This is a genomic window from Prosthecobacter debontii, from assembly GCF_900167535.1.
GTDB classification, from domain to species: domain Bacteria; phylum Verrucomicrobiota; class Verrucomicrobiia; order Verrucomicrobiales; family Verrucomicrobiaceae; genus Prosthecobacter; species Prosthecobacter debontii.
On record NZ_FUYE01000005.1, the window covers coordinates 57031 to 79299 of the forward strand.

The 22269-nt window shown below is 57.4% G+C and carries 16 protein-coding genes; 8 read left to right on the top strand and 8 right to left on the bottom strand.

All coding sequences use genetic code 11. The features are described from left to right. The first annotated feature begins 33 nt into the window (after positions 1-33). The 3 genes from B5D61_RS08940 to ppk1 all read left to right on the top strand — a co-directional run bounded on the left by B5D61_RS08940 (position 34) and on the right by ppk1 (position 5721). Positions 34-2037 carry a vWA domain-containing protein gene (locus tag B5D61_RS08940; RefSeq protein ID WP_078813001.1) on the top strand — a complete coding sequence of 668 codons (2004 nt, stop codon included), beginning with the start codon at positions 34-36 and terminating at the stop codon, positions 2035-2037. A 153-nt stretch (positions 2038-2190) separates the two neighbouring features. Then, complete coding sequence (locus B5D61_RS08945) at positions 2191-3498, top strand: glutamate--tRNA ligase (RefSeq protein WP_078813002.1); 1308 nt, start codon at positions 2191-2193, stop codon at positions 3496-3498. A gap of 93 nt (positions 3499-3591) precedes the next feature. Then, positions 3592-5721, top strand: coding sequence for a polyphosphate kinase 1 (gene ppk1 / locus B5D61_RS08950; protein WP_078813003.1), 2130 nt, complete (start codon positions 3592-3594; stop codon positions 5719-5721). 90 nt (positions 5722-5811) lie between these two features. Here the strand turns inward: ppk1 and B5D61_RS08955 are convergent, their stop codons facing one another. Together B5D61_RS08955 and B5D61_RS08960 are read right to left on the bottom strand one after the other, a co-directional pair. Next, positions 5812-6384 (bottom strand): sterol desaturase family protein, encoded by a 573-nt coding sequence (locus B5D61_RS08955; RefSeq protein WP_078813004.1) that lies wholly within the window; start codon positions 6382-6384, stop codon positions 5812-5814. Positions 6385-6464: 80 nt separating this feature from the next. Next, complete coding sequence (locus B5D61_RS08960; RefSeq protein WP_078813005.1) at positions 6465-6785, bottom strand: RNA recognition motif domain-containing protein; 321 nt, start codon at positions 6783-6785, stop codon at positions 6465-6467. A gap of 360 nt (positions 6786-7145) precedes the next feature. Here B5D61_RS08960 and B5D61_RS08965 point away from each other — a divergent pair, with 360 nt between their 5' ends. Further along, positions 7146-8207, top strand: a complete 1062-nt coding sequence (locus tag B5D61_RS08965) for a zinc-binding metallopeptidase family protein (protein ID WP_078813006.1) — start codon at positions 7146-7148, stop codon at positions 8205-8207. 118 nt (positions 8208-8325) lie between these two features. Here the strand turns inward: B5D61_RS08965 and rpiB are convergent, their stop codons facing one another. Together rpiB and B5D61_RS08975 are read right to left on the bottom strand one after the other, a co-directional pair. Next, the gene (gene rpiB, locus B5D61_RS08970; protein WP_078813007.1) at positions 8326-10035 is read right to left on the bottom strand and encodes a ribose 5-phosphate isomerase B; all 1710 of its coding nucleotides are present in this window, start codon (positions 10033-10035) and stop codon (positions 8326-8328) included. A gap of 129 nt (positions 10036-10164) precedes the next feature. Further along, entirely contained in the window at positions 10165-10677 is a 513-nt protein-coding gene (locus tag B5D61_RS08975) for a low molecular weight protein arginine phosphatase (RefSeq protein ID WP_176159319.1), read from the bottom strand. 171 nt (positions 10678-10848) lie between these two features. Between B5D61_RS08975 and B5D61_RS08980 the strand changes: the two genes are divergently transcribed. Then, positions 10849-12045: a DegT/DnrJ/EryC1/StrS family aminotransferase gene (locus B5D61_RS08980; protein WP_078813009.1), complete on the top strand. Its 1197-nt coding sequence runs from the start codon at positions 10849-10851 to the stop codon at positions 12043-12045. Positions 12046-12233: 188 nt separating this feature from the next. Continuing rightward, the gene (locus B5D61_RS08985) at positions 12234-14663 is read left to right on the top strand and encodes a hypothetical protein (RefSeq protein ID WP_139373152.1); all 2430 of its coding nucleotides are present in this window, start codon (positions 12234-12236) and stop codon (positions 14661-14663) included. Positions 14664-14836: 173 nt separating this feature from the next. On the opposite strand, the gene B5D61_RS08990 is transcribed toward B5D61_RS08985, so the two are convergent. The 4 genes from B5D61_RS08990 to B5D61_RS09005 all read right to left on the bottom strand — a co-directional run bounded on the left by B5D61_RS08990 (position 14837) and on the right by B5D61_RS09005 (position 20801). Further along, positions 14837-17182, bottom strand: coding sequence for an FAD-dependent oxidoreductase (locus B5D61_RS08990; RefSeq protein ID WP_245846513.1), 2346 nt, complete (start codon positions 17180-17182; stop codon positions 14837-14839). 130 nt (positions 17183-17312) lie between these two features. Continuing rightward, entirely contained in the window at positions 17313-17822 is a 510-nt protein-coding gene (locus tag B5D61_RS08995) for a hypothetical protein (RefSeq protein WP_139373153.1), read from the bottom strand. After that, positions 17819-18973: a M20 family metallopeptidase gene (locus B5D61_RS09000; RefSeq protein WP_078813013.1), complete on the bottom strand. Its 1155-nt coding sequence runs from the start codon at positions 18971-18973 to the stop codon at positions 17819-17821. The genes B5D61_RS08995 and B5D61_RS09000 overlap by 4 nt, the downstream gene beginning before the upstream one ends. A 31-nt stretch (positions 18974-19004) precedes the next feature. Beyond that, positions 19005-20801 carry a DUF3592 domain-containing protein gene (locus B5D61_RS09005; RefSeq protein WP_078813014.1) on the bottom strand — a complete coding sequence of 599 codons (1797 nt, stop codon included), beginning with the start codon at positions 20799-20801 and terminating at the stop codon, positions 19005-19007. 146 nt (positions 20802-20947) lie between these two features. On the opposite strand from B5D61_RS09005, the gene B5D61_RS09010 reads away from it, so the two are divergent. Together B5D61_RS09010 and B5D61_RS09015 are read left to right on the top strand one after the other, a co-directional pair. Continuing rightward, on the top strand, positions 20948-21649 hold the full coding sequence (locus tag B5D61_RS09010; RefSeq protein WP_078813015.1) for a YwaF family protein: 702 nt from the start codon (positions 20948-20950) through the stop codon (positions 21647-21649). A 76-nt stretch (positions 21650-21725) separates the two neighbouring features. Further along, positions 21726-22220 carry a hypothetical protein gene (locus tag B5D61_RS09015; RefSeq protein ID WP_078813016.1) on the top strand — a complete coding sequence of 165 codons (495 nt, stop codon included), beginning with the start codon at positions 21726-21728 and terminating at the stop codon, positions 22218-22220. The last annotated feature ends 49 nt before the right edge of the window (positions 22221-22269 follow it).

Here is a 22269-nt window from a genome sequence, read left to right on the forward strand (position 1 = left end):
GAATCTTGAGGGAAAGACCTGTCATTTCTTGCCATGAAGTTTCTTCGTCCCTTTTGTCTGGGCCTGCTGTCTCTTTCGTTACTTTTTTCTCAGTTAAGGGCTCAGGCCCCTGAGGTCTCACCCCGCGTTCTTATCGTTTTAGATGCCTCCGGTAGCATGTGGGGGCAGGTGCATGGCCGCCCGAAGATCGAAATTGCTCGGGAAGTGATCCGGGATTTTGAAGGCAGCTTGCCTGCGAATGTCGAACTGGGCCTCGTGGCCTACGGACATCGCCACAAGGGCGATTGCAATGACATCGAGCTCGTGGCTCCGGTGGACAAACTGGACCGGAAGGGCCTGGTGAAAACCGTGAACGCTCTCCAGCCGAAAGGCAAAACTCCGCTCACCTCCGCTGTGGAGTTTGCCGCGGAAAAACTGCGTTACACCGAGCAGAAGGCCAGTGTCATCCTGGTGACGGATGGTGAGGAAACCTGTGATCGTGATCCCTGTGAGGCGGCCGCCAAGCTGGAATCCCTGGGCTTGGACTTCACCGCCCACGTCATCGCCTTCGATCTTACTGATAAAGCGGCTAGGTCGGTGGAGTGTCTGGCGAAGACCACCGGCGGGCAATTTCTGAAAGCCGACGATGCGGCCAGCCTCGCGGATGCGCTGACGATGGCCATGGAAGCGGAAACCAAGCCCGCCCCTGAAGAGGAGAAGCTCGGGGAAGCCACGCTGGAAGGCCCTGCGACAGTGGTGATGGGCAGCACTTTTGAGGTGAAATGGACCGGGCCTAACAATCGAGGGGACCACATCTGCATCGTGCCCCAGGGCACGGATGATCGTGCGTTTGGCAACTACGCCTATACCATCCGTGGAAACCCGTCCCAATTGGTGGCGCTCATTCAACCTGGGCAGGCTGAACTGCGCTACGTGACGGGAATCTCTGGCAAAGTGCTGGCACGTGCACCGATCGAAATCACCAAGGCGGTCATCACCTTGAAAGCAGCCGAGCAGATCATCGCGGGGGGCAAGATCCCCGTGGAGTGGACCGGGCCTAACAATCACGGAGATCGGATTGGCATCGCCATGAAGGATGCGGATAAAACGGCGATCGCTAACTATGAATACACGGTGCGCGGAAACCCCGCCCTCGTGACTGCACCGCTCACTGTTGGAGAGGCGGAGATTCACTACATCGCCGGCCAGGGCAGTCAGATTCTGGAGAGCCAGCCTGTGAAGATCATGCCCGCAGAGGTCTCTCTGATGGCGGTGGAAACCGTGGTCGCGGGAGCGCGTCTGAAAATCGACTGGACGGGGCCTAACAATAATGCGGATCGCATCGCCATCGTCTCCGCCGGTCCCAACGGCAAGGAGGTGGTGAACTACGAATACACCGTGCGTGGTAATCCTGCGGCTGTCACGGCACCCATGATCGTCGGTGCTGCCGAGATTCGCTATATCGCCGGTCAAGGTGGCAAGACTCTGGCGACACGGCCAGTGACCATCACCGAGGCACAGGTTTCTCTGACCGCTCCAGACCGCGTGGTGGCAGGTGCGGAGGTCTCAGTCGAGTGGACCGGTCCCGGCAATCAGAGCGACCGCATCGCCATCGTTTCCCCCGGAGCGAATGGCAAGGAAGTGATGAACTACGAATACACCCAGCGAGGCAACCCTGTGAAGGTGCCTGCGACCATGATTTTAGGGGCAGCCGAGATTCGCTACATCGCAGGACAAGGCGGCAAGGTCCTGGCCACACGATCGCTGACTATTGAAGCATCTAAGGTTACACTCAAAGGCCCGGCATCCTCGCCCGCAGGCACGAAGGTGGCCATCGACTGGGAAGGGCCCGATAACCGAGGCGACCGCATCACCATTGTGATGAAAGGCACTCCCGACGACAAGATCGAGAAATACGGCTACACTTCCTGGGGCAACCCGCTGAAAGTGGAGGCACCGAAAAGTGCCGGTGAAGCCGAGATCCGTTATCTCTCAGGGCAGGGGAATGCCGTGCTGGCTCGTCAGCCCATTCAGCTCATGCAACCCGCGGAGGAGTAATGGAGCAGAGGGCGTCGTGCTTAAGGGTAGATCAAAACTGCCGCTTTCCAAAACGCGGTTTCTGCTTTACGCCCTTCCCCCGCTTTCATCGGCCAACCACGTCGCTTTCGTGCCCTGCTTGACCTTTGACCGCTAGACCTGACTTTTCTGACCATGATTCGCGTTCGCTTTGCCCCTTCCCCCACTGGTGACCTCCACGTCGGCGGTGCCCGCACGGCTTTGTTCAACTGGCTGTATGCCCGCAAACACGGAGGCACCTTCATTCTGCGCATTGAAGATACCGACGGCGCACGCAATACCGAGGAAGCCTCCGCAGGCATCCTCAAAGGGCTGAAGTGGCTGGGCCTGGACTGGGATGAAGGTCCAGAGAAAGGTGGTGACTACGGCCCCTACTACCAGAGCCAGCGCAAGCACATCTATGATGCCTATCTGGACAAACTGACCGCCATGGGCCGCACCTATGTCGAGGAAAATGGTGCCGTGCGTTTCAAATTCAGCCGCACCGCCATCACCGTGCATGACATGGTGTGTGGTGACGTGACCTTTGCCCCCACCGAAGAGCCGGACATGACGCTGCGCCGCCCGGACGGCAGCTACATCTTCCACTTCGTCAATGTGGTGGATGATATCGAGATGAAGATGACCCACGTCTTCCGTGGTGAGGACCATCTGTCCAATACCTGGAAGCACATCGATCTTTTCAACGCCTTCGGGGCCACCCCACCGACCTATGCGCACATCCCGCTGATCCTGAACAGCGACAGCTCAAAGATGAGCAAACGCGATGCCGGCAGTGCCATCGAGAAGAGCTACATGAATGGCGGCTTCCTAGCCGATGCCGTGTTCAACTACCTTTGTTTGTTAGGCTGGACCCCACGCACCGAGGCAGAAGTGCTCAGCCGGGAAACGCTCACGTCCCTGTTTGAGCCTGGAGAAATCCACAGCTCCAATGCCCGCTTCGACATGCAGAAGTGCAGTTGGTTCAATGCCCAGTATCTGCGCGCCCTCAGCCCCGAGGCTCTGTTTGCCGCCACTCGTCCCTTCCTGGATGAAGCGGGTCTGAAGATCACCGATGAAGCGGTGGCGGCTGCGGCTGTTTACAGTGTGAAGGAAAAGGTCAGTCTGCTGACCGAGATTCCTGCCTGGGTGCATTACTTCTTCCGCGAAGACTACCCGTATGAGGATGAAGTGGTGACCAAGCTGAAGGCCAAGCCGGAAAACCCCGCCTTGTTGGAAGCCGCCATGAAAGCCTTTGCCACTCTGCCCGACTGGACGGAACTCGCCGTGCATACGGCCATCGAGGAAGCCGCGAAGGGTGCTGGGGTGAAACCCGGCGCGCTCATGCCCCTGCTGCGTTTTGCCCTCAGTGGCCAATCCCGCGGGCCTAGCGTGAGCACCATCGCTCACCTGATCGGTAAGGAGAGCACCGTGCAGCGCATCCAGCGGACTTTGGCACTGTGAAATGCGCCTGGTTGGGCTGGGAATCGCCCTTGCGATTTCCAGTCTGCATGAACGTCACTTGCAGGATGTGGACGTTTCCGTAATCGTGTTCTCATGCCCCAACCTAAGCCAGCCTCTGCTTTCAAGGACGAACACTTCATCAATCGCGAGCTGAGCTGGCTGGCGTTCAATGAGCGTGTCTTGGACGAAGCCGCCCGCTCGGAGTTGCCTGTGCTGGAACGCGTCAAATTCCTCGCCATCACGGCCTCGAATCTGGATGAGTTCTTCATGGTCCGGGTAGGCGCGCTGCAACTGCTCCGCGAGCAAGGCCGCCGTGTGAAGGACCACGCCGGGCTGACCCCGACCCAGCAGTGGGATCAGATCCAGCAGCGGGCCAGCGCCTTCGTGGCCCGGCAGTATGAGATCCTCAATCAGGAACTCCTGCCTGTGCTCAAAGAGAATGGCATCCGCCGTCTCTCGCCGAGTGAATTAACCCCCGCCCAGAAGACCTATCTGGAGGACTACTTCACCGAGCACGTCTTCCCAGTTCTCTCCCCCATCGCTCTGGACGATGATGCCCCGCGTGTCGCCGTGCCTGCCCTGCAGATCATCCTGCTCTGTGCGGTGCAGTCAGAGACGGATGGCAAGCCCACTCGGCGCATGGTGCTCTTCACCTTACCTTCCAACCTCCCCCGCCATGTCCAGGTGCCGGAGTTCGAAGGTGGTCAGTATGCCTATGTGAATCTGGAGGATCTGATCTGCCTCTTCCTCGGCCAGTATTTCCCTTCGGAGAAAGTGCTCTCCAGCGCACGCTTCCGCTTGAGCCGAAACTCTGACATCGCCGTGGATGATGAGAGCGCTTTCGACCTGGCCAGCGAGATGGAAGATATTCTCGAAGCCCGACTTCAGAGCCCCACCATCCGCATCGAGATCGAGGATGGGGCACCGCGAGATTTGATCAAAGCCATCCGCGATCTCTGTGGGGCACGTAGCGCCCAGGTTTACACGATCCCTGGGGAACTGGATCTGCGGGCTTACTTCGTCATCGCCGGACTGTCAGGTTATGAGCAGCTCAAAGTGGAGCCCTGGGATAGCCAGCCGTCCTCCCAGATCGAGCCCGGAGAAAGCATGTTTGAGGCGATCAAGCGTGGCGATATCCTGCTGCATCATCCCTTTGAAAGCTTTGATCCCGTGCTGCATCTCATCGAAGAAGCCGCGGCTGATCCGGATGTCATCGCCATCAAGCAGATCCTCTATCGCACGGCGAAGAACAGTCGCATCATCAGTGCCCTCATTCGCGCTGCGCAGGCGGGCAAACACGTCACCGTGCTGGTGGAGTTGAAGGCCCGCTTCGATGAAGCGCGTAACCTCGAACGTGCGGAGGAATTGCTGAACGCTGGAGCCCAGATCATCTATGGGGTGCGTGGCCTGAAGACCCACGCCAAGATCTGCCTCGTCATGCGCCGGGAGGCGGGGCACATGATGCGTTACATGCACTTTGGCACCGGTAACTACAATGAAGCGACCTCCAAGCTTTATACCGACATCAGTTACCTGACCTGCCGTCAAAACTACGGCAGTGATGCCAGCGCTTTCTTCAACACCGTCACGGGGCGCTCCCGCTTCGTTCACTTCGAGCGCATCTCCATGGCGCCCTTCGGCCTGCGTGAGCGCCTGCTCAGCATGATCGAGAGTGAAACCGAGCGTGCCCGCCAGGGCGAGGAAGCGGAGATCATGCTGAAGATGAATGCGCTGGAAGATCGCCAGATGATCGAGGCGCTTTATCAGGCCTCTCAAGCTGGAGTGAAAATCCGCCTGAACGTCCGTGGCATCTGCTGCCTACGCCCCGGTGTGAAGGGGCTGAGTGAAAACATCACGGTCATCAGCATCATTGACCGTTACCTGGAGCACGCCCGCATCTATCACTTCCGCCAGGGTGGCCGCCCAGTCATCTTCATCAGCAGTGCAGATTTCATGAACCGCAACCTTTCCAAACGGGTGGAGCTGCTCGTCCCCGTGGAGGATAAGGAGGCGAAGAAACGCCTCACCAGCATCATGGAAACGCACTTTGCGGATACTTCCCGAGGTCGCATTTTAAAAGCCGATGGCGCTTGGGTTTCCCAGGCCAGTTCCGGCACCAAACTACAGCGGTCCCAGCAGATCTTTGCCATCGAGGCCGCCAAGCGCCTGCGCCAGCGCAATCAAGCGCCGGACGTTCTCGTGCCTCACGTGCCGAAGGCGTGAGGATTGGCTTTGAATCAAATGATGCGGCCAATTCTTGGCCGCACGTTCCCGGACTGAGATACGGGCAAGGTTTTTGCCCGTATCAGCGCGTCAGGCCTCTTTAGGCTGCACATTCGGCACCGAAGGACCCATGGCTTGGGCAAACTTGATCTTCGAACGTAGCAGCAGGGTGCCAAAACAAAGATCAGCCAGAGGCAGCACCACATTGAAGTTTTTATGCATGTAGCGGTGATGCAGCAGGTGATGCCCGTTTAAACGACGAAACAATAGATTGGCCTCCATGCGGCGGGCCTTAGGCAGATGCATGCACCAGTGAATGCGCTCGTAAGTCACATAGTAGGCGGCAATCGCAACGAGGGCTCCCCAGAAAACCGCGGAGGTCCCGATGGCCCAGGCCGCTAGGGCAAAAGGCAGGCTGCCGCCCAAAATGAGAACCGGACCATTCCACCAAGCCATGGGGATGGTTTCTTTATCCGAGTCGTGAATGAGGTGATAGGTTTCATCCGCCTTAAAAATCTGGTGATGCACCACCGCATGTGCACGGAAGGGATATTTGAAGCCTAACATAGGCTTGTGCATCAGATGCTTGTGGATGGCCCATTCAAAGAATGAGGCGTAAGCAGTTGCAACGGCAAAAGCGGATAGAAAGCAGATGATTAACATGGTCGAAGTGGGGGGCGAAGCCCGGCTTTTTTAAGAGGGGCGGATCTTTCCTCGAAAGCCGGGCTTTGCGCTAGAGATTTTTACCACCGACGAGATTTGCGATCGTTGCGGTCATTGGAACCACCACGATTGCCAGAAAAGGCGGGCCGCTCTTCGCGAGGGCGGGCCTCATTGACGGCCATCGGGCGGCCATTCCAATTCTTGCCGTCGTTGCCACGGATCGCGGCTTCCATGCCTTCAGTGGTATCCATGGTGACAAACGCAAAGCCACGCGGGCGCTGGGTCTCCCGATCCATGACGATGGCCACCTCGTTCACTTGACCGAATTCGCTGAACAGATCGCGGAGGTCGAGTTCTGTGGCCTCAAAGGGGAGGTTACCCACAAACATTTTCGTATTCATATGCTGCAAGTTCGAGGCCTTTTTGCTTTTTAAGCAGGCCCCGAAGATCCGGGTTTACGTTCATCACCGAATCTACACTCACCTGATGAACTGCCATGGCCTAAATCAATCAGGAAGAGCTCGAACGTGAATCCTATCGTCTCGACCCCTTCTAGAAGCAACCAGAATGTCAAATATCTTCATCCTGCAAAACTCGGCCTAACACTGAATGATTAATCATTTCACGTGTGTGTTCGGCTGAGGCCGTGCTTTTGACGAGACACTTTGAGTTTGGCCTGAGAGAACGGGTGACATCACGCCAATCTAAGGCATGTTAAGGTCCGTGACTGCCTATGGATTGAGGAGTTACAGGTTTTCTTCATGCGACGATTTTTTTGCGGCTGTGGAAACACACTCTTCTTCGGCAGCGTGCGTTGCCTGAGCTGTCGTCGTGAGGTGGGTTACGATCCTGTTAGCCAAGCCTTGCACCCGCTTCCGGAGGCACCCTCTTTGAAACGGTGTGGCAATGGCGTCCAGCATGGCGTGTGCAATTGGTTGTTAGACTCAACATCGAAAGAAAGGCTCTGTGTCGCATGTCGGATGAATCAGATCGTCCCCGACCTGAGCAGGGATCGGAATAAACTCCTCTGGAGCAGGATGGAGTCAGCAAAACGCAGGCTGATCTATAGTCTCTTGGGTCTCGGGATTCCGCTTCCCAATAAAGCTGAGAGTCCGGTGGATGGCCTAGCTTTTGAGATCATGAGCACCATATTGAATCCCTCCGTCTCAACCGGTCATTTGAACGGAATTATTACGGTGAATCTGGAAGAGGCCGACGATACTTACCGCCAGATCAACCGCCAGATGTTTGGAGAAAGGAGCCGGACCTTGCTCGGCCATTTCCGCCATGAGAGCGGGCATTATCTATGGGCCCGCTTTATATCGAAGTTGCCTTCTCAGGACCCTCAGCGATTGGCCTTTCGTGAAACCTTCGGTCAGGATTGGAGGGATTACGGCATCGCCCTCAGTGATTATTATCGGTTAGGCCCGCCACCCGATTGGTCCCAGCGCTTTATCAGCAGTTACTCAGCTTCCCATCCCTGGGAGGATTGGGCGGAGACCTGGAGTCATTACCTGCAAATGGTGGATGGCCTCGAAACTTGCTCAGCCATGGGCATCCAGACGCAACATCTCAATCTGCCTCTGGTGACTCTACCCGTTCACGCAGGATTTCTTTCAACACATCTCAAATCATCCCTTCAGGAAGATGAAGCCTTTCTGGCCATGGTCCAGCGCTGGATCTGCGTATCCACGGTTCTAAACGAAGTCGCAGATAGCTTCGGGGAAGCCCATTTATATCCCTTTGTGATCTCCGTACCGATCGCTCAAAAACTGCGCCTGGTTCATTATTTTGCAGGTTTGTGGGGGCGTGGAGGACGATAGCGCTAACGTGTCTGCAGAACTGACTTTCGTAAATCCATAAAATCAGGATTCCAGGCAACAAAAAAGCCGAAGCGTTTCCGCTCCGGCTTCGTTGTTAAAGGTGGATAGGTCCGATCGATTAAGGTAGCGGGAAGCGCTCGTTCACGGCAGCGATCTCAGCCCGGATGCTGGCCAGGACGTCTGCGTTGTCCTTGTTGTTCAGCGCCTTGTCGATCCAGTTGGCGATCTGCACCATCTCGGCTTCCTTCATGCCACGAGTCGTGACAGCCGGGGTGCCGATACGGATACCACCGCCGAGGGTGATCTTCTCGGTGTCGAATGGAATACCGTTCTTGTTCACCGTGATGCCGGCATGGTCCAGAGTCTCGCTGGCGACCTTACCATTCAGACCACGCGGACGCAGGTCCACAAGCATGAGGTGATTGTCCGTGCCACCGCTGACGATGCGGTAACCCAGCTCAGCCAAGCGAGCTGCCAGAGCCTGAGCGTTTTTGACGATCTGCTGGGTGTATTCAGCAAATTCAGGCTTGAGGCATTCACCAAAGCACACGGCCTTGGCGGCGATGACGTGCATGAGGGGGCCACCCTGGACGCCGGGGAACACCTGGCTGTTGATCTTCTTGATCAACTCTTCGCTGTTAGTCAGCACGATCCCACCGCGAGGTCCACGCAGGGACTTGTGAGTGGTGGAGGTGACGAAGTCAGCGTATTCCATCGGGTTCGGATGCTGGCCACCGGCCACGAGTCCCGCGATGTGCGCCATGTCCACGAAGAGGTAAGCACCCACGCTCTTGGCGATCTCGCTCATCTTCTTGAAATCAATGATGCGCGGGTAAGCGGAGGCACCGGCGGTGATCATCTTCGGCTGTTCGCGCTTAGCCACTTCAGCGAGTTCATCGTAGTCGATGCGCTCGTCGTTCTGGCTCACGCCATACTGGCAGAAGTTGTAGAAACGGCCCGAGAAGTTAGCCGGATTTCCATGAGTCAAGTGGCCCCCGTGAGCGAGGTTCATGCCCAGCACTTTGTCACCGGGCTGAAGCACGCTGAAATACACGGCGGCATTGGCCTGGGAACCGGAGTGCGGCTGCACGTTGGCATACTTGGCACCGAAGAGCTGACACACGCGATCGATGGCGAGTTGCTCCACCTTGTCCACTTCCTCACAACCACCATACCAGCGTTTGGCAGGGTAACCTTCGGCATACTTGTTGGTCAGGCAGGAGCCTTGTGCAGCCATCACCGCTTTGCTGGTGAAGTTCTCGCTGGCGATGAGCTCGATGTTGTTCTGCTGGCGGTTCTGCTCGGCGTGCACGATGGCGGCAACGGCGAGGTCAGAGTTCTCCAGGATGGTCAGGGGGTGGAGTTGAGGCTGGGTGTTCATTTTGGCGACTCGGCGTCCGTGGCGACCCCCGGCGAAGGGAGTTTTGAGCCAGGCTGTAACGATTTCTTGGGCGGTGGCTTCGGAGGTGGTTTTGGCGGCGAGGCACAGGACATTGGAGTCATTGTGCTCGCGGGTGATGGCGGCGGTTTCGGCATCGTGGACCAGACTGGCCTGGATGCCGGGGTGGCGGTTGGCTGCGATGCTCATGCCGATGCCGGTGGTGCAGACGAGAATGCCTGCATCCGCCTGACCGGAAAGAACGCTTTGGCTAACCAACTCTGCAAAGTCGGGGTAATCCACGGAAGCAGTGCCATGGGTGCCAAAGTCCTGCACGGTATAACCGTCTTGGGTGAGCTGTGCGACGACGGCATCCTTCAAACCAACGCCGCCATGGTCGGAGCCGATGGCGAGGGATCGAGGAAGGTCTGGGGCAGTGGTGGTGCTCATGAAGATGTCTGGCTTGGAGGGGATGAATTGGAAAATGAAAAGATCGAATACAAAGATGAAGGAAATGAATGGTGCCGCAGAGAGATGAAGCGAAGGGGAAAAGCGCCTGTAGGCCCTGATCCCCCTGGTCTAATCCCCCTGCTGACGACCTCGGCCGGCCTCCGCGTCGGCGTTTTCATCTTTCCAGGTTTGCTCGATGTAGGCGAGGACGCTGGGCAGCATCGCTTCCAGATGCTGCAAGGTCTCACGATACTCGGAAAGGTCTCCGCCAAAGGGGTCGCACAGGTCACGCCCACGCAAGTGATCATCCGCCGTGAATTCTGAGACGAGATACACTTTATCTTCGGCCTCAGGATACTCTGCCAAAATGGCGGCCACATGACTCCGGCTCATACCGAAGATGTGTGTGGCTGCTTCGATGAGGTCAATGGTGGCTGCCCGGCTTTGATGCATGCTCAGATCCAACCCGCGTTCTTTCGCCAGAATGGCGCTGTTACGGCTGGCGGCCTGCCCTGAGAAAGCGCCGACTCCAGCGCTGCCCACCTGATAATCCGCACGATCTTTCACAAGGTCACGGAACAGCACCTCAGCCAGCGGGCTGCGGCAGGTGTTACCGGTGCAGACGAAAAGAACGTTTTTCAAAGGAGCAAGCGGGGTTTGTGAAACTACGCTCCGCCGGGCTGGCGGGATGGCAGAGTGCCGCGCCTGAGCGGTTTGTCAAAGGGCAGAGGCAGGATTGGGCAGGTTTGTTTCACCAGAGGCTGCGTCTTGATCCTTGACCACAGCGCCTTGCCCTCTGACGTTCACGGCTCCATGTCCGTCCCGCTTCTCGACGTCAACGCCCAGAATCTCCCCCTCGAAACTGAACTCCAGGCCGCCTTCAACCGCGTCCTTCAGCATGGCCGATTCATCATGGGCCCGGAAATGGAGGTCTTTGAAAAAGAAGTCGCCGCCATGGTGGGGGTGAAGCATGCTCTGGCCGTCTCCTCCGGCACAGACGCCCTCTTACTGGCCCTCATGGCGCTGGACATCCAGCCCGGTGACGAGGTTCTCTGCCCCGCCTTCACCTTCTTTGCCACCGCTGGAGCCGTCTCCCGCCTCGGTGCCGTGCCGGTTTTCACCGATATCTGTCCTGTGTGCTTTAACCTGGATGTGAATGACGCCCGGGCGAAGATCACTCCCAAGACGAAGGCGATCATCCCCGTGCACCTCTTCGGCCAAAGCGCCGATATGGACCCGATCCTGGCCCTGGCCGCCGAGAAAGGTCTGAAGGTCATCGAAGACGGGGCCCAGGCCATTGGCGCTCTCTACAAAGGCCGTGCCTGCGGAGCCATGGGTGACTTCGGCACTTACAGCTTCTTCCCCAGCAAAAACCTCGGCGGTTTCGGTGATGGCGGTATGCTCGTCACCAATGACGATGCCCTGGCCGAATTTGCCAAAGTCCTGCGCGTCCACGGCTCCAAGCCGAAATACTACCATCACTATGTCGGGGGTAACTTCCGCATGGACACGATCCAGTGTGCCTTGCTGAGCGTGAAGCTGAAGCACTACGCCGACTACACCACCCAGCGCCAGACGAATGCCGCCCACTATACAGAGGCTCTGTCCCAACTCTCCGGGGTGGTTCAGGCCAATCCGGCCCACTGCAAGTGCCTGAGCTCTCAGGATGCCTGGCTGGCGGCTAACAACGCCCGCATCGTCCTGCCCGTGGGTTACGAACACAACACACACATCTGGAATCAATACACCCTCCGCGTCATCGGAGCTGGTCAGCGCGATTCTCTGCGCGATCATCTACAAAAAGCAGGCATCGGCTGCGAGATCTATTACCCACTGACATTGGATCAGCAGCCGTGCTTTGCCCACCTGCCTGCCGCTTCCCTCACGGGCTGCGAGGTCTCTCACCGCATGGCAGAGGAAGTCCTCAGCCTGCCAATCTATGGCGAACTGACCGAAGCCCAGCGCAACGAGGTGATCAGCGCCATCGGCGAGTGGCTGAAGCTAGGATAATCATGCTGTAGCCTCAGCGGATTCACTTTTTTACCAGCCAGGAAGGCTGGATGGATGTCCATGCACGTATGTTAATAAGGTGCTGGATGTTGTGAAAAACCATGGTCTTCAATCAAAAGCGAGAGTCTCAACTTTGCGAAACTGCAAACGTTCGCAAATTAACGAACTCGCTTGTTTAATTTTTTGTATTGGAGAATAGTTTCAATAGTTGCTACTGCGTAGCAGAAATCGAACAGGTGAATCTCGTGGGCAGTCCAGACTCTTCTAACGCTCCTACTCCGGCCGAAACTGGCTTTGTTCCGGTGCGGGGAAATCCCTTCGCCTCGGATGTCTGTCCGAGCCCGCTGGGGGTGACGGAAGACGGTTCAGTCGGTGCGCTCAATGAAGACGTTCTGGATCAGCTTCTCGAATCGGTGGAAAACCGTACCGGCAGGCCCTTGATGCTGCTGACGGCTCCTCGTGCAGGTTATGGCAAAACTCATTTGCTGGGGCGCGTTGTGGCCGCCGCAGGGCCGCAGGTCATCATGGTGCCGCTGGCCTTCCGCACGGGAGATACGCTAAATCTCAGCACCACGAGCCGCCGCAGCCTGGAGTCTCTTCATCTGGCCAAGGGAGAAGCTGAAAACTGGTCCCGCCTACGTGAGTTGTGTGCCGGGCTGGTGGCGCATCTGCTGCATGATTTGATCAAGGAGGGACTCGTGCCCAGTGCCAACCCCGAGCAGGCCCTGCGCGTTTTGAAGGGCTCACCCGTGGAGGTTTTTCAGAAGGAAGGTAGCGCACACATGATCGGGGAGTGGCTACGCAAGCACTCGAGTGGTCTGCGGCCGATCTTGGCCCGACGTGTCACGCGCGAGCTGCCGCTGCGTCCCGAGGTGGCGGATGAATGGCTTTCGCTGATGATCGGTCAAGCCTTTGCTGGAGGCACCGAGGGACTGGCTGCCATGCTGGACCTTACGGCCAAGGATAGCTGCACTGGGTCACCTCTATGGCTGCGGCTGCTTTCCATCTGGCGGCCTGTGGTGCTGCTGGTGGATCACCTGGACGGTTACTACCGCAATCCCGATGCCGGAGTCACCATCGCGGCCATGCTGATGGACCTCGTGGATAGTCAGGGGCTGCATGTCTTGCTCAGCCTGAATCAGGATGTCTGGCAGGCGACTTTTGGTCAACACTTGCCGAGTGCCTTGGAGGATCGTCTGACTGCCAGCCAGATGCTGCTGCGCGGATTGCGTGAGGCGGATGCCATGTCCCTCCTACGCTTGCGCCTGGAACAAGGGCGGGTCTCTAAAAGCGAGGTGCGAGAGTTCGAGTCCTTTGTGGATGTGCGCCAATACTTCCTGGGGCGCCCGGTTGGGTCGGTTTCCGCTCGTGTGTTTCTGCGCCATTGCGCACGCCAGTGGGAGATCTTCCAAAACTCCGTGCCCGTCCCGACAAGCGGTGCTGCATCATCCTCTGTCGCAGAAGCCGCAGCGGTGGTTCCTCCCCCCACATCCATGCCTCCGCCTCTCCCAGCGGTGGAGCCGATGACCAGTGCTGTGCCTCCTCTAATGACGGAAACAGTCGCGGAAGAGGAGCCTGCTCCTAAGATCCCCTCCATCTTCGATGCTGAGACCGCCACGGAACTTCAGCAGATGGCGGAAACTCTGGCGGACCCCAAACCCGCGCTCCCTCAAGATGAGCTACCTCCGCCAGTCTCGACTTCGGCGCCTGATCCATTTCCTGAGCGGGAGGAAGTCACCTCACCTCCAGCCGCAACCGATTGGCAAGCCGCAGAACCGAGCGATGAAGAGGCTTCTTCGAGCACAGCCAAAAATGCCCCGACTCCGGGTGCGGACGCCTTTGTGAAACTGCGCGAGATGCTGCATCACCTCCGGCAGCCGGGAGGTCGTGCCAAGATCGTGGATGACCCGGCGGATATCCCACCGGAACGCCTGAATCTCCCTGTGACAGCCCCGACTGTCGCCGCGTCTGCATCTGGCTCAGCACCTGTGGCTCCACAACCTCCAGCGCCTACGCCTGTGCCTCCGAGTCGCCCTGGGGATGCCTTGTTGGGACGCTTTGAGGCCTTGCGTCTGCAAATGATCCCACAGGCGGAGTCTCAGGCCCTGGATTACACCCGTTTGGGAGATCTGGTGCGTCTGGCGGGACGTCGTTTCCCGCTCGTCAGACTTACGGAGCATGAACTGCCTGGCATGACCGGCCGTCACACGTTGGTGTGGTCACTTCAGGGCGTGGAGCTCCTCTTCGGTCTCGCTTCCTTTGCTGATACGGCTTACTGGCGTGTCCTGGCAGGTTTTGCGGCAGGTCGCCTGACCGATATCCATAACGATGCCGAGCGCGATGGAGTCGCTCCCGCCAAGTTCAAGCTGGTGACCTTCAAATCCGATCGCGAACAAAATGCGTGGCAAAATCTGGTGGCCGATGAAACCATCCCTGACCCGTTGAAGCCACATCTCGATGCGGTGCATCTGGATAGCCGCAGCGTGGCCGCCTTGTATGCCATGCAGCGGATCATCAAGGACGCTGAAACCGGCACCGTGCAGGCGGAGCCAACTCAGGTAATGACCGTCCTGGCCCGCGAGCTGGATTTCTTCTGGAAGCGCATTACGCGGAGCTAACCGAGGAGACTGTTTCAGTTCCGCGTTCTTCAGGGAGCACAGTGCTCCAGATACGGATGACTGATACCGATAGCAGAACGCTTCCCAAACAAAAGCCCCTCAAGCTAGCCGTGCCATGCACAAACCAACGTGAGGGGCTGAGTCAATTGACCAACGAACTGGATAAAAAGCGCCTACTGCTTCACCACTTGCACGGCATCCAGGTGCACATTGCCATTGGAGCCTTCCGTGCGGAAGGTGACTGAAGCTTCTTCACCGGCGTTGAACTTGAAGACGCCGATGCTCTCCGAGCCATTCGGGCCGCTGGCAGGTTTGGTCTGGTCCACTTGCACTGTCTTTTCACCATCCGCGCCCAAGACTGTGATAGGCACGGTCTTACCACGGTTGGCGTGCGGCTGCCAATAGACGCGCACCTCGTAGGAGCCGCTCTCTTTCACCGCGAAGGAGAACCTCGCCGAGGCACCCTTATCTTGGCCGTAGCTGTAGTGATCGCCCACATGGGGCTTCAGTCCTTCACCCGAGGCCCACTTGCCCGTCAACTCCGCATCTGCATCGTCGATCACGATGCCTTCCAGTTTTTTCGGATCGATGGAATCATTCACCACTTCGGGCAGCTTCTTAGCATTGGCTGGCAGGTAGAGAGCGCCTTCCAGGCTGTCACGACGCATGGCACCCGGCTGGCTCATGAGATCCTTTAGGATGTCCAGATACTGCTCATAGACACCGCGTGGCGTGGTGTGATGGCGCACGCTGATCCAGGCGGCTTTCCCTACCACTTCACCGAACATGCCGCAGGTGCGCATCACGCGTGTGCTGCCGAGGGCGAAGCGATCCACACTAATGTTACGGCCCGCCATAAACAGGTTGGCAATGTCTTTGGAATACAAGCAGCGGTAAGGCACCGGATAACCATTTTTACGATCCGTGTGTTTGCCGAATTGAGCGCGGGAGATGAAAGGATTTTCAGGGAACTTCCCGGCATACTGCTCTTTCGGATAATGCAGGTCCTGATCCCAGGTGGTGGGCACACAGGCGTCGGGCTGGATTACGCCATTCACCATGTCCTCACCGGGCAGAATGAAATCACCGACAATACGACGGGACTCACGCGTGCCGCCCACGTAGGCCAGCCAGGTCATGTCGTAGTTCTTGTATTGCTCGGGAGAATACTTCTTCAGCGCGCTGACGGCACCATACACGGCACGGAAGTTCCAGTCACGAATGCGCTCCAGGCCATTGATCGGGTCTTGATCGAAACCGCTCTCCCAGAACCACTCACCATGCACATAGTCCTCGGCATTTTCCACGGGAGTGTAACCGAGATCGTAGCCAAGCATGTTCGGCTTATTCTTCACGCCTACAGGTTCCATCACCTTCGGAGCGGGGAAGTCTTCCAGCTTGAGATCCAGCGCCCAGGGGGTTTCCGGCCAAGCTTTCGGATTCTCGACTTTCTTCAGCACCCACATGTTACTCATGCCCATGCGGCCTTTTTCTTCCTGCATGATGGTGGCTCCCGCGAGGAAACCGACACTGCCGTGGCCGGTGCAATCACTGAAGAACTTACCACGGAAGCGAGTCTCTTTTCCGGTGCGAGTATCCAGACCGGTGACGCTGCGAATCTTGGTGTCCTCACCTTTTTCCATCTCCACGGCATAGACGTGAGTGTTGAGGAAAAGATCCAGGGTCTTCTCCGCACGCACCACATCCTCTTTCAATTGATCGTTATACTCCGCAGGGGATGCCGCAGGACTGTTGCTGGCGCGATCCGCGAACTCTTCCACAATCTCACCTAGATGCGGATATAGACCGCGACGGGTGCCGCCCATGGCCCACACCTGCACCTCGCTGGAGCCGTTACCGCCCAACACAGGGCGGTTTTGGATGAAGGCCACTTTCAGGCCCTGGCGAGCACCGGAGATCGCAGCGCCCATGCCGGAGTAACCACCACCGACAACGACGAGGTCATACTCTTCGGTCTCAGGGGCAACTTCGGGCAAGCCTAACAACTTCTTGCGCAAACTGTTCGTGGCTGCAAAATCGGCGGGCGGGGTGAAAGCCGCATCTTTGCTCAGCAGGATGGCATCCACGCGACCTTCAAAGCCGGTGTTGTCCACGAGAGCCAGCTTAGCGGCATCTTTGAGCTCCACCGTGCCGACCTCTTCCCACAGCCAATCTTTGCCTTCGGTGCCTAGCACTTTATCCAGCACCTTGCCGTTCACGCTCACTTGGAATTTCCCAGGTGCTCCTGGAGCGTCCCAGGGGCCGACCCAGTTCTTCGTGCGCACCCACACTTTGTAGCTGCCTGCTTCAGGCACAGCCACTTCAGTCTCCGCATTTTTCACAGGTGTTCCCATGCCATGAGCCAGCAGGTAAGGAGAGCCCATGATGTCGATGAACTGGGTATCCAGCATCCAGCCACCATGATTAGCAAAAGACTCGGCTTCCACCCAGACTTGCTGAGCAGGGGCAGAGAGTGCAGTAGCCGCCAAGGCGGCATAGAGGGTTCGACGTAACATCATGTTCAATACCATACGAAGGTTGGGATTTTCCGAGCCTGTCATAAACGCCATTCCAGGGCAATGACAATCAAGGAAGTTCTGTTACGGTAACAGAACATCTTCCTTCGAAATAGAAGAAACCCACGGTGGATTACTTCTTCGGCGACCTTTGAAATTTCAGACCAAAGTTGCCTTTCTCGCGCCACAGAGCATACCAGCGCACATACCGGCCCTGATAACTGACAAAGGGCAGTCGCAGAAAACCACGCTCCGCCACGGCCCAATTCCAGCCGCCTTCAGGATGAAAGACCGCACTTGGCGAGCGTCCACGCCTAACAAACTCCTTATCATGAATGCCGATCATGTAGAAGGTGAAATTGTGCAGTGGATTGCGGAACTGCCACAACGGGCCACGCAGACGCTGCCCAGGGCGATACCACTCCGGCGGCTGCGGATCATCCGCGTTGCCGATCCACCAAGCGGGATTCCATTTCTGAGTGCCCCCAGGTGGTGGTTGAGCGGGGTGATACACCGCCTTCTCTCGCAGGACTGGGGTCGGCTTTACATACCGGGGTGATACACAAGACACCAGCATCAGCAGCAAGGCCCCAGTCAGCAGACGCGAGGCTTGAGTCAATACTGGTTGCTGGGAGTGATTCACGACTGCCAGCTCTTGAGGAACTTGATGAAGAAGGCGGCCCCGGCTTCGAGGTCGTCCGTCTTGATGTGCTCATCCTTGGTGTGGGCTTGAGCGATGGTGCCTGGGCCAATGGCGATGGATGGCGTGCCTTTAGCCGCGAGGAAAGCAGCATCACAGAACCACGGGGCTCCGGTCAGTTCCGACCCACATTCCACCAGACGTTGCACAAAGGGATTCTGCGCATCGGTATCCAGAGGGAAAGTCTCTGGCAGGGGCTCCACCCAGGCCTCAGCGTCTTGGCTCTTCACAAAGTCCTCGAGCAGGGCCAAAGCGCCACCTGCACGATTGATTCCTGGAGTGGTGCGCATATCTACACGCAGCACACAATGATCCGCCACGATGTTGGAACGCGTGCCGCCGCGGATCATGCCGAGGTTGATGCTGCTCGGGCCTAACAAATCATCTGGACCACCGTGTTCCTTCAGCAAGGCACGGAATTCCGTATCCAGGGCCTGCACCAGCGCCGCCATTTTAACAATGGCATTCACGCCTTTTTCAGGGATGGAGCCATGGACAGCCACACCCGTGGTATGCACATCCGCCCACAGACAGCCCTTGTGTTTATATACCGTTTTCAGATCGGTCGGTTCACCGATGAGAGCGAAGTCATACGGGCCGTGATGAAGGGCAAAGTGTTGGGAGCCAAGCTGGGCCGATTCCTCCGACATGAAACCGACGAAGTGCACCTCCACGGGCAACTGCGGGATCACTTCGCGCAGCTCATGCAGCGCCCAGAGCATGGCCGCCATCGGGCCTTTGGTATCACTGGCTCCCCGGCCCCAGATCCGGCCATCCCGCAGCTCTCCGCTGAAGGGTTCGATGGTCATGCCGCCGACACTCACCGTATCCGTGTGGGGTGCAAAGACGATTCGCGGTTTCGGCTGACCGTCCGCACTCGGAGCGGTGGGGAAACGCCCGATCACATTGGGGCGGCCCGGTTCCACTTCATCCAGTTCAACAGCCGCGCCAGAAGCTCGTAAAAACTCGCCAATGTATCCCGCACAGGCCAGCTCTCCCGTCTGGTCACAGCCAGGATCGCCATCAGGATTCACCGAAGGAATGCGGACCAAAGCCTGACAGAGTTCGATGACATTGCCTGGGAGAGTTTTCATGAGCCCATCAAGCCACAAGCCCGCCGTGGGATCAAGCTTGCTTACGCCATTGCTCAAGCAAAGGAACCAGGTTATCCGCCACCAGTTTACTTGGAATTCCGTCCATGAGAGTCACCCGTTTACCAAAGGTGGTGTCAGCCCGGACCTCATAGTAGCTCGTGCTGCCTGAGCTCATGTGCATGCGGCTGCTAAACTCCAGCAAGTGTCGGCGCTCAAAACGCTTCTTGCTGGACCACGGGCCTAGCGTCTGACGGATCTCCAGAGCTGCGGCATCCAGATCAATGTGCCGGTGTTCAAACTGACGGATGATCACCCACCAGAACAAGGCCGACGTGACACCCCAGATGAGAGGAAAAATGAAGGGGGCATCGAGAGTCACCAGCAGGAAAAAGACACCGGTCCAAATCGTATTGAAGATCGTCAAAAACAACCGCGCGGAGGCATAGCGCCGGGGACTGAGGTCAAAACTCATCGGTAGATTGTGCCGATCAAACACGGCCGTGATGTGATGCTTGGCTAAATGCATCGTCAGCTCATCGGCATCCAAAGCGAGTATGGATTCCACTGAGGGCCTAGCCTTTCGAGCGGATTTTGGGGGGGCTAATGGATCGGTCGAAACCGTTGTCTCAGCACTCTCAAAAACAGGCAGGTCAAATACCACGGGATGACGCAGTTTGGGCATCTTCACTCGTAGCTCCCAGTCGTATCTCTCTCCGTGAGAACCACCCTCGGAATCGAGCGGAGAAGCTGGCAACTCGGCCGGAAGGTCGATGCGCAGAGGCAGTCGGCTGCCACGATCTTCACGCACCGCATCACTGAAGGAAGCGGAGATCGTATCTGACCAAAGAGTTTCCTCACGAGTCGTCGTGCTTTTACCCGAGTGGGTCGTCACCTGCTTCACACAGCGGACTTCGGCATGCAGGTGGTCACGCATACTCACCGAACGCCGTGGTGGGATGGCCACCTGAATGTCCAGGGATGCCCCAGGGCTAGCAGGCATTGGCTGCACGTGGATTTGAGGTAATCCCTGCCGCTGATCCAACACACGGCGGATAGCAGCCCGCCAAATAAAAAGAAGAGGCACCGTCAGGATCAAAACCACCCAGGAAAAAGTGTCTTCAAGCTCACCATCTCCCCCGATCAGGGTGGCATAGATAATAGGGCCCCAAACGATGGTCAGCCAGATCGCGACCATGAGCCAGCCTTTGAAGAAGCCTGCATTCTTCGGTCGTATCCACTCGTCCTGCCAGCGGGTTTGCCAGCGCCAAGGGGCCTCAGGATGCTGGCTCTTGGCCAGCTCTCGTTCCTTCTTCTGCCGCCGCTCACTCAGTCCCATGGACATGACAAACCCACCGGCCAGAGGAAACGCGACCGGGAACAAACTGAGGAACAAAAGCAGTGTCCAACGACCTTCCCGGAAGATAACGGCTTCTTCCGGGCGCTCAGGATTCACAAAGCAGCGGAACGGCTGACCCGACTCTTCGTGCTGCTGCAAAATGGAGGCGGCTTGCTGCTGAAAATCCCCAAAGTTATCCGACCCCGAACTCAAAGACACCTCACGGCCCTGATAACTGCGCCCCTCGAATTCATAACGATAGGTCGCCACTGCCGAATAGGTGACACTGGTGCCAGAGTCACTGTCATGACTCACATGATCCTCCAGAGAACTGGACTCAATGATGCACGGCACCTTCACCCAGGACCGGGCTGCATACCAGCCGGAGACCATGCTGAAGTAAAAGATACCCACGCCGAGCCCCGCGAGGATGAACACGAGACCGAAGGGAATGAGAAACGTATCTCCGGAGGATGTGCGACTGTACGACATGAGAGATCAAGACCGAAATACCACAGCGACTGTTCGTCAACCGATGGACTTTCCACGTAATGATGATCCGTTTGCCTGATAAAATTACGCATTTACTCAGAGCCGCCTCTTGAGCTTGTTGTAAACCGCAGCGTTCTCCCTTCCTCATGCCCTCTCCCTTTCATGCCTTTGGTCCCAGCCATTTCGCCGTCCTCGGTGTTTGTGGAAGCATTCTTCTCATCCTCGCGCTCCTGCGGCGGTTTCACCCCGCCTCAGCCCGTATCGCGGAGTGCGTGCTCGCCTGCCTGCTGTTGCTTGATTGGCCGCTAGCTGCCTTCTCTCACTGGCGATCAGGCACGCTGACTTGGGATACAGGTCTGCCATTTCACCTGTGTGATATTGCAGGCATTGCCGGAGGCATCGCCCTTTTGACCCATCATCGGTTGGCCGCAGAGATCGTTTATTTCTTTGGCATGGCCGGCACGCTACAAGGCCTCATCACCCCCAACCTGGATGTGGATTTCCCAGATCCACGTTTCATCATGTTCTTCGTTCTCCATGGCGGAGTGGTGGTGACAGCGTTGCATCTGGTCACCTCACTGAAATGCCGTCCACGCCCCTGGGCCGTGCCACGTATGGTGGGCCTGACCATTGCTTATGCCTTTGCGGTGGGCGCGGTGAATCTGTCCCTGAACAGTAACTTTGCCTTCCTGTGTCAAAAACCCGCCCAGGCCAGTCTCATGGATGCTTTGGGGCCTTGGCCGTGGTATATCGGTAGCCTCGTCCTCCTCTGTGGGGTGTTTTACAGCGTGCTAGACGCGCCGTTCTTCATCGCCCGGCGTCTGAAACCAGCCTCCAGGGAGGTATGACATTGCCTGTTGCCACCGGCGGACACGCGTGTTAGCAAGCACGCCCCATTTCCAACCCACTTTTTTGAACCGGCGAATGAAAGCGCAACAGATCCTCCAGGCCATCGGACCCGAACTGCGTCAGCAGATCCTCACTTACATCCAGACCGATGAGCGCCCTGCCTATCGCGCCCTGATTCAGTCCCTGGCTCAGGCCCGCAAGCTGCGTCCTCAGTTCATCCTAGAAAAGTCCCGCGCCCAGCAGGCCGAGTGGCTGCTGAATCAGCTCTATCTGAAGAGCAACGATCCTGTGGCTGAACAACTCCTGCAGATCTGGTTGCTGAAATCTCAGGGTGCCATGCTGATCACTTTCCTCGATGCGGTGGGTATCACGCACGACGGTAAAGGTCAGGTGGATGAACTCCCTGAAGAAATCAGCGAAGAGAAAGCCCAAGCTGGTATTGATGCCCTGCTCAAAGACTACGGTCCACAGCAGGTGGCTCTCTATCTCCACATGTTCCAGATTCAGCGCCCGGAAGGCTGGGCAGGCCTCACGACGGCCATGGAGAAGACCGAGGCGATCAAACTGTAATCGCACTTCAATCCGTTTCATCAGGCGAGAGGTTTTCCTCTCGCCTTTT

What these genes read in the sequence shown, in the direction of transcription:
- B5D61_RS08945 (WP_078813002.1), top strand. Translation starts at nt 2,191, where the DNA reads ATGATTCGCGTTCGCTTTGCCCCTTCCCCCACTGGTGACCTCCACGTC.
- B5D61_RS08990 (WP_245846513.1), bottom strand. Translation starts at nt 17,182, where the DNA reads ATGATGTTACGTCGAACCCTCTATGCCGCCTTGGCGGCTACTGCACTC.
- B5D61_RS08965 (WP_078813006.1), top strand. Translation starts at nt 7,146, where the DNA reads ATGCGACGATTTTTTTGCGGCTGTGGAAACACACTCTTCTTCGGCAGC.
- rpiB (WP_078813007.1), bottom strand. Translation starts at nt 10,035, where the DNA reads ATGAGCACCACCACTGCCCCAGACCTTCCTCGATCCCTCGCCATCGGC.
- B5D61_RS08960 (WP_078813005.1), bottom strand. Translation starts at nt 6,785, where the DNA reads ATGAATACGAAAATGTTTGTGGGTAACCTCCCCTTTGAGGCCACAGAA.
- B5D61_RS09000 (WP_078813013.1), bottom strand. Translation starts at nt 18,973, where the DNA reads ATGAAAACTCTCCCAGGCAATGTCATCGAACTCTGTCAGGCTTTGGTC.
- B5D61_RS08980 (WP_078813009.1), top strand. Translation starts at nt 10,849, where the DNA reads ATGTCCGTCCCGCTTCTCGACGTCAACGCCCAGAATCTCCCCCTCGAA.
- B5D61_RS09005 (WP_078813014.1), bottom strand. Translation starts at nt 20,801, where the DNA reads ATGTCGTACAGTCGCACATCCTCCGGAGATACGTTTCTCATTCCCTTC.
- B5D61_RS08940 (WP_078813001.1), top strand. Translation starts at nt 34, where the DNA reads ATGAAGTTTCTTCGTCCCTTTTGTCTGGGCCTGCTGTCTCTTTCGTTA.
- B5D61_RS09010 (WP_078813015.1), top strand. Translation starts at nt 20,948, where the DNA reads ATGCCCTCTCCCTTTCATGCCTTTGGTCCCAGCCATTTCGCCGTCCTC.
- B5D61_RS08955 (WP_078813004.1), bottom strand. Translation starts at nt 6,384, where the DNA reads ATGTTAATCATCTGCTTTCTATCCGCTTTTGCCGTTGCAACTGCTTAC.
- B5D61_RS09015 (WP_078813016.1), top strand. Translation starts at nt 21,726, where the DNA reads ATGAAAGCGCAACAGATCCTCCAGGCCATCGGACCCGAACTGCGTCAG.
- ppk1 (WP_078813003.1), top strand. Translation starts at nt 3,592, where the DNA reads ATGCCCCAACCTAAGCCAGCCTCTGCTTTCAAGGACGAACACTTCATC.